This window comes from Micromonospora sp. NBC_00858 (assembly GCF_045207365.1).
Taxonomy (GTDB): domain Bacteria; phylum Actinomycetota; class Actinomycetes; order Mycobacteriales; family Micromonosporaceae; genus Micromonospora.
Genome location: NZ_CP108828.1, coordinates 7,388,746 through 7,402,396 on the forward strand (window position 1 = coordinate 7,388,746; position 13,651 = coordinate 7,402,396).

13 protein-coding genes, 1 tRNA gene and 1 pseudogene are annotated in these 13,651 nt (G+C 73.5%); 7 read left to right on the top strand and 8 right to left on the bottom strand.

All coding sequences use genetic code 11. The features are described from left to right. Positions 1-17: 17 nt before the first annotated feature. Together OG990_RS34465 and OG990_RS34470 are read left to right on the top strand one after the other, a co-directional pair. Positions 18-94, top strand: a tRNA-Met gene (locus OG990_RS34465). A 136-nt stretch (positions 95-230) separates the two neighbouring features. Further along, a complete protein-coding gene (locus tag OG990_RS34470; RefSeq protein ID WP_328420078.1) occupies positions 231-482 on the top strand; it encodes a hypothetical protein in 252 nt (83 codons plus the stop codon). A gap of 77 nt (positions 483-559) precedes the next feature. Here OG990_RS34470 and OG990_RS34475 read toward each other — a convergent pair whose 3' ends face one another. Further along, entirely contained in the window at positions 560-1,891 is a 1,332-nt protein-coding gene (locus OG990_RS34475) for an ABC transporter substrate-binding protein (RefSeq protein WP_406078372.1), read from the bottom strand. 148 nt (positions 1,892-2,039) lie between these two features. Here OG990_RS34475 and OG990_RS34480 point away from each other — a divergent pair, with 148 nt between their 5' ends. Beyond that, positions 2,040-2,873: a phosphoribosylaminoimidazolesuccinocarboxamide synthase gene (locus tag OG990_RS34480; RefSeq protein WP_328420076.1), complete on the top strand. Its 834-nt coding sequence runs from the start codon at positions 2,040-2,042 to the stop codon at positions 2,871-2,873. Positions 2,874-2,889: 16 nt separating this feature from the next. Here the strand turns inward: OG990_RS34480 and glpK are convergent, their stop codons facing one another. Then, the gene (gene glpK, locus OG990_RS34485; protein ID WP_406078374.1) at positions 2,890-4,374 is read right to left on the bottom strand and encodes a glycerol kinase GlpK; all 1,485 of its coding nucleotides are present in this window, start codon (positions 4,372-4,374) and stop codon (positions 2,890-2,892) included. A gap of 102 nt (positions 4,375-4,476) precedes the next feature. Between glpK and OG990_RS34490 the strand changes: the two genes are divergently transcribed. Then, positions 4,477-5,415, top strand: coding sequence for a ribose-phosphate pyrophosphokinase (locus OG990_RS34490; RefSeq protein ID WP_328420072.1), 939 nt, complete (start codon positions 4,477-4,479; stop codon positions 5,413-5,415). Positions 5,416-5,437: 22 nt separating this feature from the next. Here OG990_RS34490 and OG990_RS34495 read toward each other — a convergent pair whose 3' ends face one another. Further along, positions 5,438-5,896, bottom strand: coding sequence for an ATP-binding protein (locus tag OG990_RS34495; RefSeq protein WP_328420070.1), 459 nt, complete (start codon positions 5,894-5,896; stop codon positions 5,438-5,440). Positions 5,897-6,016: 120 nt separating this feature from the next. On the opposite strand from OG990_RS34495, the gene macS reads away from it, so the two are divergent. Continuing rightward, positions 6,017-7,183, top strand: a complete 1,167-nt coding sequence (macS, locus tag OG990_RS34500) for a MacS family sensor histidine kinase (protein ID WP_406078375.1) — start codon at positions 6,017-6,019, stop codon at positions 7,181-7,183. Between the two features lie 14 nt (positions 7,184-7,197). Then, the gene (locus OG990_RS34505; protein WP_328426085.1) at positions 7,198-7,857 is read left to right on the top strand and encodes a response regulator transcription factor; all 660 of its coding nucleotides are present in this window, start codon (positions 7,198-7,200) and stop codon (positions 7,855-7,857) included. Positions 7,858-7,877: 20 nt separating this feature from the next. Here the strand turns inward: OG990_RS34505 and OG990_RS34510 are convergent, their stop codons facing one another. From OG990_RS34510 to OG990_RS34520, 3 genes are all read right to left on the bottom strand, one after another. Further along, positions 7,878-8,450, bottom strand: a complete 573-nt coding sequence (locus tag OG990_RS34510; RefSeq protein WP_386987384.1) for a DUF5709 domain-containing protein — start codon at positions 8,448-8,450, stop codon at positions 7,878-7,880. 89 nt (positions 8,451-8,539) lie between these two features. After that, on the bottom strand, positions 8,540-9,325 hold the full coding sequence (locus OG990_RS34515; protein ID WP_406078376.1) for an ATP-binding protein: 786 nt from the start codon (positions 9,323-9,325) through the stop codon (positions 8,540-8,542). An 83-nt stretch (positions 9,326-9,408) separates the two neighbouring features. Then, entirely contained in the window at positions 9,409-10,407 is a 999-nt protein-coding gene (locus OG990_RS34520; protein WP_406078377.1) for an SDR family oxidoreductase, read from the bottom strand. 235 nt (positions 10,408-10,642) lie between these two features. On the opposite strand from OG990_RS34520, the gene OG990_RS34525 reads away from it, so the two are divergent. After that, on the top strand, positions 10,643-11,842 hold the full coding sequence (locus OG990_RS34525; protein WP_406078378.1) for a glycosyltransferase: 1,200 nt from the start codon (positions 10,643-10,645) through the stop codon (positions 11,840-11,842). Here OG990_RS34525 and OG990_RS34530 read toward each other — a convergent pair. After that, a pseudogene (locus tag OG990_RS34530) lies at positions 11,800-12,748 on the bottom strand (hypothetical protein). The gene OG990_RS34525 and the pseudogene OG990_RS34530 overlap by 43 nt on opposite strands. Positions 12,749-12,807: 59 nt before the next feature. Beyond that, on the bottom strand, positions 12,808-13,626 hold the full coding sequence (hisN, locus tag OG990_RS34535) for a histidinol-phosphatase (RefSeq protein WP_406078379.1): 819 nt from the start codon (positions 13,624-13,626) through the stop codon (positions 12,808-12,810). Positions 13,627-13,651: the final 25 nt, after the last annotated feature.

Sequence of the window (13,651 nt, forward strand, 5' to 3'; positions counted from 1 at the left end):
TAAGGTTAACCAGTCGACGCGGGGTGGAGCAGCTCGGTAGCTCGCTGGGCTCATAACCCAGAGGTCGCAGGTTCAAATCCTGTCCCCGCTACCACGACGAACGGCCCTCGAGGATCAAGTCCTCGGGGGCCGTTCCGCATGTTCGGCCCAGTCCGGTCCGCGCGGTCTCCGTCCCGCGATTCGGCGTGGACCAACATGCCGAGGTTGCGTCCTTCGGCGAGGATGGGCGCATGTCTTCATTCAGCAAGTGGTGGGGCCGGCTCAGCGCGGTCCTCGGTGCGGTCGTGCTGGCGGTCTTCGTGCCCGTCGCGGCCTGGGCGTCCACGGGTACCGGCGAGCTGGTGGTCGAGGCCGCCCGGCGGCGGTCCCGCGGCGGCGGCTTCGGTTTCCTCGGCCTGCTCTGCTGCCTGGTGGTGGTGGCGATCGTCGTGTTCCTGCTGCTGCGGCTGACGCGCAGCCGTCGGGGTGGGCCGCCGCGCTGACCCGGTCGTTCGCGCCGTGCCCGACCGTCGGGGGGCTACCGGCTACCGGCTACCGGCGGCGGGCCACCGGCCAGCGGTCACGCCGCCAGGGCGGCGTTGGCCTGGGCGACGAAACGGGAGGTGGCCGCGCGGGTGCCGGCCCGTCCGGCGCGAATGCTCTCCGCGGCGGCGACCAGCAGGGTACGCACCGTGGCGTGCCCCTTCGGCGGTGGCGCCGGCGCCGGCCCGAGCTGGTCGGCGATGCTGGCACCGAACGCGGCGGCGCGCTGCTGGGCCGGGTCGGTGATGCTGCCCTCGGTGTACCGGCGGACGGCGAGACTGGCGTTGAGGCCACGTTCGTGGCCGAGGACGGTGCCGGCCTCGCCGTTCGTGGTCAGGAAGTCGATCACGTCGATGACGGTGTCCGGGTGACGGGTGCCGCGGAACCCGGCCCAGTACATCGAGGCCCGCGCCCACTGTGCACCAGGCGGCCCCGGGACGCCGATCACCCCAAGCTCGGCTTCGGTGAGCCGCTGCAGCTCCGGTAGCTGGTGGGACCAGGCGAAGGACGCGGCGGTCAACCCGGTGACCACCAGTTGCCGGGCCGGCTCCCCGCTGTCGGCCTGCTCGACCAGCGCCGCGCCCGGCGTGGCCCGCCCGGCGCGAGCCCGCTGCCACAGCTCGAACCAGGCGATCAGCTCGTCCGCGCCGAAGCCGAGCTGGCGCCCCCGGTAGAACTCGCCGCCCTGCGAGCGCAGCCAGAGCCAGAGTGCCCGGTAGTCGCCGGACGGGTCCGCGGTGCCGGCCACCCGGCCGTCGCTGGCGTCGGTGACCTGCTCCGCCCAGGAGATGTAGTCAGCCCAGGACATCCCGGCGCGCGGCTCCGGCACCCGGAACTCCCGGAGCAGGTCCCGGTTGAACACCACCGCCGCGAGGGTCTGCCCACCGGCGACGGCCATCGTCCGCCCCTCCACGGCGCCGTAGCGGATCAGGCCCTCCGGCAGGCCCCGCAGGTCCAATCGGTGGTCGGCCACCCGCTCACTCAGGTCGAGGACGATCTGGCGTTGGGCGTACTCGGTCAGCATGGCGTCGTCGAGCTGGATCAGGTCCGGCACGTTGCCGCCGGCGGCCTGGGTGGCCAGCCGGTCGTAGTAGCCGTCGGCGCCCTGCCAGGTGACCCGGAAGGTGACCCGGGGGTTGCGTTCCGAGTAGAGCCGCAGCACCTTCTCGGTGAGCTCGGCCCGCTTCGTCCCTCCCCACCAGAAGACCGACAGCTCGACCGGCCCCTCCTCGGTCGAGGTCGCGGTGCCGTCGCTGCATCCGGCGAGGCCGCCGGAGGCCAGCAGGGGGGCACCGAGCAGCGCGGTGAGCACTCGGCGCCGGCCCGGGTCGGCGCCGAAGCGGTCGATCGGGGGTCGAACAAAGGGCACGGGGTCTCCTGGCACCTGCGGGCGGCGGTCGGACCATTCACGCAGGAGGCGCGGGGAGGTGTCAACGTCCGTCCGGTCACCCCTGCGATCGGCCCCGGCTCGGGTGGCCGGAACGGGGCCCCCGGTGCCACGTGGTGTACTAGGGCGCGTGGAACTTCTGCACTCGGGCAAGGTCCGGGACGTCTACGCCGACGGTGACGACCTGATCCTGGTCGCCTCGGACCGCATCTCGATCTACGACGTGGCGCTGCCGACGCCGATCCCGGACAAGGGCCGCCTGCTCACCGCGCTCTCGCTGTGGTGGTTCGAGCAGCTCGCCGACCTGGTGCCGAACCACGTCATCTCGGCCACCGACGTGCCGGCGGAGTTCGCCGGGCGGGCGATCCGCTGCCAGCGGCTGGACATGGTCCCGGTCGAGTGCGTCGCCCGGGGTTACCTCACCGGCGGCGGCCTGCGGGAGTACGAGCGCACCGGCGCCGTCTCCGGCGTACCGCTGCCCCGGGGGCTCGGTGAGGCGTCGATCCTGCCCGAGCCGATCTTCACGCCGTCCAGCAAGGCGCCGGTGGGCGAGCACGACGAGCCGATCACGTTCGCCGACGTGGTGGACAAGGTGGGCCAGGCCACCGCCGAGCGGCTGCGGCAGATCACCATCGACATCTACCGGCGCGGCGCCGAGCTGGCCGCCGACCGGGGCATCCTGGTCGCCGACACCAAGATCGAGCTGGGCTGGGCGCCGGACGGCACCCTGGTCCTCGCCGACGAGCTGCTCACCTCCGACTCGTCGCGGTTCTGGCCGGCCGAGTCGTACCAGCCGGGGCGGGTGCAGTTCTCCTACGACAAGCAGTACGTGCGGGACTGGGCCACCGGCAGCGGCTGGGACAAGCAGGGCCCGGCGCCGGACATGCCGGCCGAGGTGGTCGAGGCGACCCGGGCCCGCTACATCGACGTCTACGAGAAGCTCACCGGCAACCGTTGGGAGTGATCGCCGGGACCGGCGGTCACTCCACCCAGTCGAGGGTGCGCTGTACGGCCTTGCGCCAGTTGCGCAGCTCCCGGTCGCGCAGCTCCGGGGCCATGGCCGGCTCCCACTGCGCGTCGGAGCGCCACTGCGCGCGCAGCGTGGCCAGGTCCGGCCAGAAGCCGACCGCCAGGCCGGCCGCGTACGCGGCACCCAGGCAGGTGGTCTCGGTGATCCGGGAACGGACCACCGGCACGTCGAGCACGTCGGCGAGAAACTGCATGAGCAGCCCGTTGGCGGTCATGCCGCCGTCCACCCGGAGTCGGCGCAGCGCCACGTCGGAGTCGGCGTTCATCGCGTCGACGACCTCGCGGGTCTGCCAGGCCGACGCCTCCAGCACCGCCCGGGCCAGGTGCCCCTTGGTGATGTAGCCCGTCAGGCCGGCGATCACGCCGCGCGCGTCGCTGCGCCAGTGCGGGGCGAAGAGCCCGGAGAACGCCGGCACCACGTAGCAGCCGCCGTTGTCGTCCACGGTGCCGGCCAGCTCCTCCACCTCAGCGGCCGTGGAGATCAACCCGAGGTTGTCCCGCAGCCACTGCACCAGCGACCCGGTGACCGCGATCGCGCCCTCCAGGGCGTACGCCGCCGGTTGGCCGTGGATCCGGTAGGCGACCGTGGTGAGCAGGCCGTGCGTCGAGGGGACCGGGCTGGCGCCGGTGTTGAGCAGCAGGAAGCTGCCGGTGCCGTAGGTGCACTTCGCCTCGCCCGGCTGGAAGCAGGTCTGCCCGAACAGGGCGGCCTGCTGGTCGCCGAGCGCGCTGGCCACCGGCACCCCGGCCAGCACTCCGGTGGCCGTGCCGTAGACCTCGGCGGAGCAGCGGATCTCGGGCAGCATCGCCGCCGGTACGCCCATGGCGTCCAGCAGTTCCGGGTCCCAGTCCACGGTGGCGAGGTCCATCAGCATGGTCCGGCTGGCGTTGGTCACGTCGGTGACGTGCTCGCCGGTCAGCTTCCAGATCAGCCAACTGTCGATGGTGCCGAAGAGCACCTCGCCGCGCTCGGCGCGCTCGCGGAGGCCGTCCACCTCGTCCAGCAGCCAGCGCAGCTTCGGCCCGGCGAAGTAGGTGGCCAGCGGCAGGCCGGTGCGGGCCCGGAACCGTTCCTCGCCGTACGCCGCCGCCAGCTCGCGCAGCAGCGGCCCGGTCCGGGTGTCCTGCCAGACCACGGCGTTGGCCACCGGGCGGCCGGTGGCCCGGTCCCAGACCACGGTGGTCTCCCGCTGGTTGGTGATGCCGACCGCGGCCAGCCCCGCCGCGTCGGTGCCGGCGGCCTCCAGCGCCTCCCGGACGACCTGCTGGACGTTGTCCCAGATCTCCTCGGCGTCGTGCTCCACCCAGCCGGGTTGGGGGAAGATCTGCCGATGCTCGCGCTGGGCCGCGGCGACGATCTCCCCGGCCCGGTCGAAGACGATGCACCGCGAGGAGGTGGTGCCCTGGTCGATGGCGGCGACGTACTGGGGGGTCACCGCAGCACCGTACCCGGACCTGCGGCGCCGGTCGACCGGTGTCACGGCCGGTTCCGGCCCGCTGCCGTCCGCCACCAAACGCTTCGCCTACGATGTGCGAACGTGCGCGACATCGCCGTTTTCAGTGGAACCGCCCATCCCGACCTCGCCGCCGAGATCTGCGCCCACCTGGGGGTGCCGCTGCATCCGGTGCGGGTCTCCCGGTTCGCCAACGACTGCCTGGAAGTGCAGTTGCAGGCCAACTGCCGGGAGCGGGACGTCTTCCTGATCCAGCCGTTGGTGCCGCCGGTGCAGGAGCACCTGGTCGAGCTGCTGCTGATGATCGACGCGGCCCGGGGCGCGTCCGCCGGCCGGATCACGGTGGTGCTGCCGCACTACGCGTACGCCCGCTCGGACAAGAAGGACGCGCCGCGGATCTCGATCGGCGCCCGGCTGGTCGCCGACCTGCTCACCTCGGCCGGGGCGGACCGGGTGCTCGCGCTGACCCTGCACTCGCCGCAGGTGCACGGCTTCTTCAGCGTCCCCGTGGACCACCTGCACGCGTTGCGCGAGCTGGCCACCCACTTCCGGCAATACGACCTCAGCAACACCGTGGTGGTCTCGCCCGACCTGGGCAACGCCAAGGAGGCGGCCGCGTTCGCGCGGCTGCTCGGCACGCCGGTCGCGGCCGGGGCGAAGCAGCGGTTCAACGACGACCTGGTCAAGATCAGCGCCGTGATCGGTGAGGTGACCGACAAGGACGTCATCGTGCTGGACGACGAGATCGCCAAGGGCAGCACGGTCGTCGAGCTGATGGAGCACCTGCGTGGCCTGAAGGTCCGCTCGATTCGGCTGGCCTGCACGCACGGCCTCTTCTCCGGCGACGCGCTGCAGCGGCTCGGCGATCAGGAGGGCGTACTGGAGATCGTCTGCACCAACACGGTCCCCATCCCGACCGCCAAGCGGGTCCCCAAACTGCAGGTCCTCTCGGTGGCACCGGCCCTGGCCGAAGCCATGCGGCGGATCCACAACGGGGAGTCCGTCTCCGCCCTCTTCGCCTGACCCACCACCCGTGGGCGTGGCGTCAGCGTGCGGTGTTGTGGTTGTTGCTGGTGAGGGCCGTGGTGATGCGGACGGTGGTGCCGGCGGTGCCGGTGGCGACCTCCATGGCGTCGGTCAGCTCGCGGGCCAGCCAGAGGCCCCAGCCGCCGGCGGTGTCCGGGGCCGGCCGGCGCCGGTCGCCCAGCCGCTGCGCGCTGATCCCGCGCCCGTGGTCGGCGACCTCGCAGACCAGCATCCCCGGCTCCAGCCAGAGCCGCAGCCATCCCCGCCCGCCGCCGTGCCGCACCGCGTTGGTGATCAGCTCGTTGATCGCCAGCACGAAGTCGTCCAGCCGCTGCCCGGTCAGCCCGGAGGCATGCGCGCAGGAGGTGACCGAGTGTCGAATCTCGGTCACCTGGGCCTGGTCGAAGGCCTCGGCGATCAGGAGGGCAGGTTCGATGGGCACAACCGTACGCGGTGCGTGCGGATCTGCGTTCGTCATGGCCCCGTCCCGACGGCCGATCGCGGAGTATTTCGCGGCATTTCCACCGTACGTCAGGGTTCCTCGGACCGCACTTCGCGCTCCCCGCCCGGCGGGCCCGGTTGTGACATCCTGACCGCCATGTCGTCACCGCCGGGTGGTTTCGAGGTGCCGCTCTGGCGGGCGCTCACCGTGTTCCGGCTGGCGTCCCTCGCGTACGTCTGCGCGCTCGCGGTGCGCGACGCCGACCGGTACGCCCATCCGTTCCTCGTCGGCGCCCTCGTCCTGGTGATGATGGCCTGGACCGCGGCGACCGCGATCGGGTACGCCCGGCCGGCCTGGCGGCGCTGGCCGCTGCTGCTGGCCGACCTCGGGGTGGTGATGGCCCTCGTGCTGGCCACTCCGTGGGTGGTCGGCCGCGCGGCGCTCGCCGCCGGCGTGCCCACTCTGGGGGTGGCCTGGATGGCCGGCCCGGTGCTGGCCTGGGCCGTCTCTGGCGGCCGGCGGCGGGGCACGGTGGCCGCGCTGCTGGTCGCTGGCGCGGACCTGGCGACCCGGGAGCGGATCGGCCAGTCCTCGTTCACCGGGGTCATCCTGTTGCTGCTCGCCGGAGTGGTGGTCGGGCACGTGGCCCGGCTCGCGGTGACCGCCGAGGAGCGGCTGCAACGCGCGGTGGAGTTGGAGGCGGCCACCCGGGAGCGGGAGCGGCTGGCCCGGGGCATCCACGACTCGGTCCTGCAGGTGCTGGCGCTCGTGCAGCGGCGCGGCGCGCACCTGCCCGGCGAGGCCGGCGAACTGGCCCGGCTGGCCGGCGAGCAGGAGGCCGCGTTGCGCGCGCTGATCGCCGGCGCCGCTCCGGTCGGTGACGCCGTCCCGGCGGGTGACGCCGGCCGGGGCGGCACGGACGTGGCCGATGCCGGCGCGGTGGACCTGCGGACCCTGCTCGGCCGGTACGCCTCACCGGCGGTGTCGCTCTCCGCGCCGGCCACCCCGGTGCCGCTGCCCCGGCGTACGGCCGGGGAACTGGCCGCCGCGACCGGCGCGGCCCTGGACAACGTGGGACGGCACGCTGGCGGGCGGGCCTGGGTGCTGATCGAGGACGAGGGGGAGACGGTGACCGTGTCGATCCGTGACGAGGGGCCGGGCATCCCGGACGGCCGGCTGGCCGAGGCGGCCGCCCAGGGGCGGCTCGGCGTGACCCAGTCGATCCGGGGCCGGGTGGCGGACCTGGGCGGGACGGTCCGGATCGTGTCGACCCCCGAGGTCGGCACCGAGATCGAGCTGACCGTGCCGAGGGCGGACCGGTGACCCCGGTACGGGTGATGGTGGTCGACGATCATCCGATGTGGCGGGAGGGGGTGGCCCGCGACCTGACCGAGGCCGGTTTCCTGGTGGTGGCCACCAGCGGCGAGGGACGGCAGGCGATCCGGGTGGCCGCCGCCGCCCGACCCGACGTGGTCGTCCTCGACCTGCAACTACCGGACATCTCCGGTGTCGAGGTGGTCCGTGGGCTGCGCGCGGCGCTGCCCGACGTGCGGGTGCTGATGCTCAGCGCCAGTGGCGAGCAGCAGAGCGTGCTGGACGCGGTCAAGGCGGGGGCCACCGGGTACCTGGTGAAGTCGACGGCGCCGGCTGAGTTCCTCGACGCGGTACGCCGCACGGCGGACGGCGCGCCGGTCTTCACCCCCGGCCTGGCCGGGCTGGTCCTCGGCGAGTACCGCCGGCTCGCCGCCGGCACCGGGTCGGGGTCGGGGGCCGGCCCGGCCGACGGGTCGGAGCCCGGGGCGCCCCGGCTCACCGATCGGGAAACGGAGGTGCTGCGCCTGGTGGCCAAGGGGCTGTCGTACAAGCAGATCGCGCAGCGGCTCGGGCTGTCGCACCGCACGGTGCAGAACCACGTGCAGAACACGCTGGGCAAGCTGCAACTGCACAACCGGGTCGAGCTGACCCGGTACGCGATCGAGCGCGGTCTCGACGACTGACTCGGCGGCGGGCCGACGGGTCAGACCGAGCGCGGTGGCTCCGTCTCGTGGATGGCCAACTCCTCGGCGGTCGCCCCGCCCCCGGCTGAACCGGCGTCGTACGCGACGGAGTCGGTCTCCTGGTCGGTGTGCGCCCCCTCGTCCGGTTCCACCAGCCGGCCCACGGTGGCGTCGGCCACCGTGCCGAGCTGGCCGTGGTCGTAGAGGGAGACCGGGGACTTCGGGTCCGAGGTGGGCCCCGGGTCCATCACGTCGGCGTCCAGTTGGGCCTCCGCTGCCGCCGCCTCGTTGTCCGCCTCGAAGGCGATCTTCGGGTCGACCGGGCCGGCCAGCGGGTCGTCGACCGGGCGTTCGAAGGTCTCCCGCTGGAGCTTGTAGTCCAACGACTCACCGTCGAGCTGCTCCTCGGCGGTGGTCCCGAACCGGTCCACCGCCACGGGCGTCCGGTCGCCGGGCAGCTGGGCCGGATCCGGGCCGTCCGCCTCGCGCCCGGTGAGCACGTCGTCGTTGGCGGTCGAGTCGTCGTCGGCGGTGTCGGGCAGCCCCTGCGCCTCGGTGTCGGACACGGGGGTCGGGAACTCGTTGTCGCGCATGTCTGATCACTACCCGCTGCCCTCCCGGCATAACCGGGGCACTGCCGGCCGTGCGGTGTCGAGTTGGACAACAGGGCCGCAACGGCCCGTCAGCCGAGGGCGCTCGCCTCGTCTGCGGGGTGCAGCACGCACCAGACGACCTTGCCGTCCGGTACCACGCTGCTGCCCCACCGCCGTGCCATCGTGCTGATCAGCAGCAGGCCCCGCCCTCCAGCGTGGGTCGGCGGCACCAGCCCGGCGAACGCCGGCCGCCGCGGGGAGTGGTCGCGAACCGCCAGGTGCAGGGTGCTGTCCTGCGGAGCCAGCCGGACGGTCATCGGGGTCCGGGCGTGCGCCACCACGTTGTTGACCATCTCGGTGACCGCGATGCACGCGGGCTCGGCCAGCGCCGGCATGTCCCAGCGCCGGCAACCGGTGGTCACCAGCTCGCGGGCCTGCCCGGCCGCTCCGACCGTCGGGGCCAGCTCGGCGGTGAGCACCGCCGCCAGCGGCGCTGCGGCGATCGCGGCCAGCGCGCCGGCCAGGGTGGGCCAGGCCGGCACGCCGCCCAGCGCCGTGTCCGCGCGACTGGGCCCGGGGACCGCCGGGTCACAGAGCAGCAGGTCAGCAGCGGGCCAGTCGGCGACCTCCCGGCGGACCTCGGCGAAGACGCCCCGCCCGACCGGGTCGTCGACCCGCAGCCCGGTCACGTCGGCCACCACCGGGCCGGGCCGGTCGCAGAGTCGGGCGAGCAGCGCGTCGCGGACCGTGCCGGCGCAGGGGGCGTCGAGCACACCGGTCACCCGGACCACCGCGGACGACTCGTCGATCTCCACCAGACAATGCGCGCCGGCCGACATGATCGCCCGATCGTGCTCGCTGGTGACAGACGTCACTGTTCCTTCCTTCGCTCGCGACTGCGGGGCTCGCAGCACCGGCTCACTACTCGCGCTGGCGTCCGGTCGCTCGATGCTCGGCATCACTGGTCCTGCCGGGTCCGACGGCTCATCGCCGCCATCGTGCCGACCGCGGTGCCGGCGGCGGCGAGGCCGAACGCGGCGGTCATCCGCACCAACTGCCGCCGTCGGCCGTGCCAACCGCCGTCCCGGTGGCCCTCCGCGTCGGCGTGGAACACGTTGCCGCTGCTGTCGACTCGGGCGCCCGGGCCGAACTGGGTGCGGTGGGTGTACCAGCCGAGGATGCGCTCCACCAGTGCGGGCGCCAGCCGCCACTGCAGGCCGAGGAGCCGGGCTGCGCCGCCGGCGTACGCCTCGCGGCGGGGCCGACGCAGCAGCCGGACGATGGTCTCGGCGACCACCTCCGGCGGGTAGACCGGCGGCGGTGGTACCAGCTCGCGTCCGCTGTGGTTGGCCGCGTGCCGAAAGAACGGGGTGTCGATGGTGGCCGGCAGCACGGTGCAGATGGAGATCTGCCCCCGACCGGTGACCCGCAGCTCCTGCCGGACGGTGTCGGCGAGCCCGCGGATGCCGTGCTTGGTGGCGTTGTACGCCGACTGGTACGGCATCGCCACCTCGGCCAGCATCGAGGCGTTGTTGACCAGCACCCCGCCGCCGGCCGCGCCGAGGTGCGGCAGCGCGGCCTTGAAGCTGTGCACCGCGCCGAGCAGGTTCACCTCCACCACCCGGCGGAACTCGGCGACCGGGATCTCGTCGAAAAGCCCCACCGCTCCCACGGCCGCGTTGTTCACCCAGGCGTCGATGCGCCCGAACTCGGCCGCCGCCCGGTCGGCCAGCCGCTGCACCGACTCCAGGTCGGTCACATCGGTCGGCACGACCAACGCCCGACCGCCCAACTCCCGACAGCGCTGCGCGACCTGCAGCAGCGCCGGCTCGCTTCGGGCGGCCAGCACGACGGCGGCGCCCCGGCGGGCCAGCGCGTACGCGGTGGCCGTGCCGATCCCGCTGGAGGCGCCGGTGATCACCACGGTCGAATCGTCGAGGCTGCGGGTCAGCGGCATTCCTGAGCGGTACCCCCGACCAGGCCGGGTCATACCAAAGGTCCCTCGCCGATCCTCGTGGAACCGCCTCGTCGGGGGCTGCGCAGGGCGGTTTCGTGGTTGTCGTGGCGCAAGTGTCGGTGGCACCTGCGGGGACTGTTCCCGATCTGCCAGGTTTCGGCTCCCGACCTCTGGGTTAATGGGACGCTCTGACCGGGAGGACCACCGCCGAGGAAAGATCGCAGGGAGGTGACCCATGCGCGTCGGCCTCGTCTGCGCGCACACCAGCTCGTACCGGCACGCCGACGGCCCGCCGGTCGGCACCCAACAGCACATCGCGCGGGTCGCCGCCGAGCTGGCCGGCCGAGGCCACGACGTCCGGATCTACGAGCGCCGGGACGACCCCGGGCTACCGGAGACCGTTGACGTCGATGGCTACCAGGTGCGACGGGTTTCGGCGGGGCCGCCCACCCCGCTGCCCACCGCCGAGCTGATCCCGCACGTGACCGGCTTCGGCCGCTGGCTGGCCGACGAGTGGGCCGGCGCCTGGCGGCCCGAGGTGGTGCACGGGCACTACTGGATCGGCGGCCTGGCCGCCGCGCACGCCGTCCGGGAGACCGACATCCCGGTGGTGCAGACCTTCCACTCGCTCGGCGTCGAGCAACTGCGCCACCTGGGCGGTCGGTACGACGGGCCGGGGGAGCGGATCCCACTGGAACGCGCGCTGACCCGCGCGGTGGACATCGCGGTGGCCCAGAGCAACGACGAGGTGGACGAACTGACCCGGATGGGCCTGCAGCGCAGCTCGGTGGCGATGGTGCCCGCCGGGGTGGACATCGAGCAGTTCCACCCCGATGGCGAGGCGGCGCCGCGCGAGCAGCGGGCCAGGATCCTCTCCGTGGGCGGGCTCTCCCCGGGCCACGGCCAGGAGGACCTGATCCGGGCGATGCGGCTGGTCGGTGACGCTGAGCTGGTGATCGCCGGCGGGCCGCCGGCTGACCAGTTGGCCAACCACACGGAGGCACGCCGGCTGCGCGAACTGGCCGAGCAGGCCGGGTTGACCGACCAGGTACGGCTGGTCGGGGCGGTGCCGCACGATCAGATGGCGACCTGGTACCGGTCGGCGGACGTGGTGGCCTGCACGCCGCACTACTCCTCCGCTGGGCGGGTCTCCCTGGAGGCGATGGCCTGCGGGGTGCCGGTGGTCGGCTACGCGATGGGCGGCCTGGCGGACGCCGTCGTCGACGAGGTCACCGGCCGGCTGGTGCCCCCCGGCGACGTACGGACCCTCGGGGTCTCCCTGCGCCGGCTGCTCACCGACAACGCCGGGCGGTTCGCCTACGGCCACGCCGCGGTGGACCGGGTCCGGAGCAGCTACACCTGGGAACGGACCGGCGGTGCGCTGGAGCGCCTCTACGAGCGGGTGGTGAGCCGCCGCAAACCGGTCGAAGCCTGAGTCTGAGTCGGGATCCGCCCACGCCACGCCAGTCGTGGCGTGGGCGCCTGCTCAGCCGGGTCGGCCGGCGCCGACCATGGTCCGGCCGGGGCGTTGCGCCCTCGCGGAGTGCTGCTGCGGCTCGGCGTACCGGGTCAGCCCGATCACCGCGGCCAGGGTGACCAGGAAACCGACCGCGGCCAGCCACTCCCGCCCCGGCCAGATTTTGTCGTTGAGCAACAGCAGGCCAACGATCGCCGCCGGCACCGCTCCGGCGGCGTCCATCGCGGCGACCGCGGCGGTCGTCGAGCCGCGCTGCATGGCCAGGCCGAGCAGCAGTTGACCGACGATCGAGTGGACGATCAGCAGGTAGAACAGCGGGTTGGCGAGGAACGCCTCGGCCGACGGTGCGGAGGCCAGTGGCCGGGCAGCCACCGCGGCCGAGGAGAACGCCAGCCCGGCCAGCGAGCCGAGAGCCACCGACCCGGGCGCTCCGTGCAGCCGGACGGCGAAGACACCGAGCACCGCGATCACGCCGAGCGCCACCAGCAGGGCGACCGAGCCGGCGGTGCCGAGCTGCCGGGACGGCGCCGGTCGCGCGGACAGCACCAGCGCGCTGATCCCGGCGAAGAGCAGGCCCAGCAGCACCACCTCGGCCACCGGCAGCCGCCACTTCAGCACCAGCACGCCGAGGATGGCGGTCACCCCGAGCCCGGCGGCCACGCTGGCCTGGACCAGGAACAGCGGCAGGTCCCGCCGAGCCAGGAAGGCGAGCACGAAACCGCCGATCTGGCAGCCCAACCCGACCAGGTACGTCCGGTGCCCGGCCAGCCGCAGCAGCAGCCCCGGATCGAAGGTGTGGTGCACGGTTGTGCGGGCCGCGGCCACCGACTGGAGCAGGTTGGCGAAGCCGTACGCGACAATCATCGCCGCGAGAAAGCACCAGCCGGAGGAGACCACCTGGCGAGGATAGAGGTTGCCCGGGGTCAATGCTCGGCTGGTCGATTCAGCCGGGCGAGGATGTCGGCGTGCAGCACACCGTTGGTGGCCACCGCGCTGCTCTCGGTGCCCGGCGCGCCAGCCGGAGCCGGTCGACCGGCCAGATCCGTGACCGTGCCACCCGCCTCGGTGACGATCGGCACCAGCGCCGCCACGTCCCACAGCGACAACTCCGGCTCGACCATCACGTCCAGTGCGCCCTCGGCCAGCAGCATGTAGCCGTAGAAGTCGCCGTACGCCCGGCTGCGCCAACTGTCCCGCATCAGGTCGAGCATCGCGTCGAGCCGCCCGGCGCGATCCCACCCGTTCAGGGACGAGTAACAGAAGCTGGCGTCGGCGATCCGTCGCACCGCGGAGACGCCGATCCGCTCTCCGGCCGCGGGGCCCGGCCCGGCGTACGCGCCAGCGCCCGCGCTCGCCCACCAGCGCCGGCCCAGCGCCGGGGCGGACACCACGCCGACCACCGGCCGGTCACCGTCGAGGAGCGCGATCAGGGTGGCCCAGACAGGCACGCCGCGGACGAAGTTCTTGGTGCCGTCGATCGGGTCGATGATCCACCGCCGGCCGTCCGGGGCGTTCGCCGGCTGGGCGCCGTACTCCTCGCCGAGCAGGCCGTCGCCCGGCCGGTGCTCGGCCAGCAACGCGCGAATCTCCCGCTCCACGGCGGTGTCCGCGTCGGACACCGGGGTCAGATCAGGCTTCGCCTCGACCCGCAGGTCGAGCGCCCGGAACCGGGCCGTGGCGATGGCGTCGGCCCGGTCGGCGAGCAGGTGGGCGAGGGCGAGGTCGTCGGCGTACCCGGTCATGCCGGCAACCTAGCCGACGCCGGGT

Coding starts and splice junctions, on each gene's coding strand:
- OG990_RS34505 (WP_328426085.1), top strand. CDS start 7,198: ATGGTGGTCGACGATCATCCGATGTGGCGGGAGGGGGTGGCCCGCGAC.
- OG990_RS34525 (WP_406078378.1), top strand. CDS start 10,643: ATGCGCGTCGGCCTCGTCTGCGCGCACACCAGCTCGTACCGGCACGCC.
- OG990_RS34470 (WP_328420078.1), top strand. CDS start 231: ATGTCTTCATTCAGCAAGTGGTGGGGCCGGCTCAGCGCGGTCCTCGGT.
- OG990_RS34520 (WP_406078377.1), bottom strand. CDS start 10,407: ATGCCGCTGACCCGCAGCCTCGACGATTCGACCGTGGTGATCACCGGC.
- OG990_RS34510 (WP_386987384.1), bottom strand. CDS start 8,450: ATGCGCGACAACGAGTTCCCGACCCCCGTGTCCGACACCGAGGCGCAG.
- OG990_RS34495 (WP_328420070.1), bottom strand. CDS start 5,896: ATGACGAACGCAGATCCGCACGCACCGCGTACGGTTGTGCCCATCGAA.
- macS (WP_406078375.1), top strand. CDS start 6,017: ATGTCGTCACCGCCGGGTGGTTTCGAGGTGCCGCTCTGGCGGGCGCTC.
- hisN (WP_406078379.1), bottom strand. CDS start 13,626: ATGACCGGGTACGCCGACGACCTCGCCCTCGCCCACCTGCTCGCCGAC.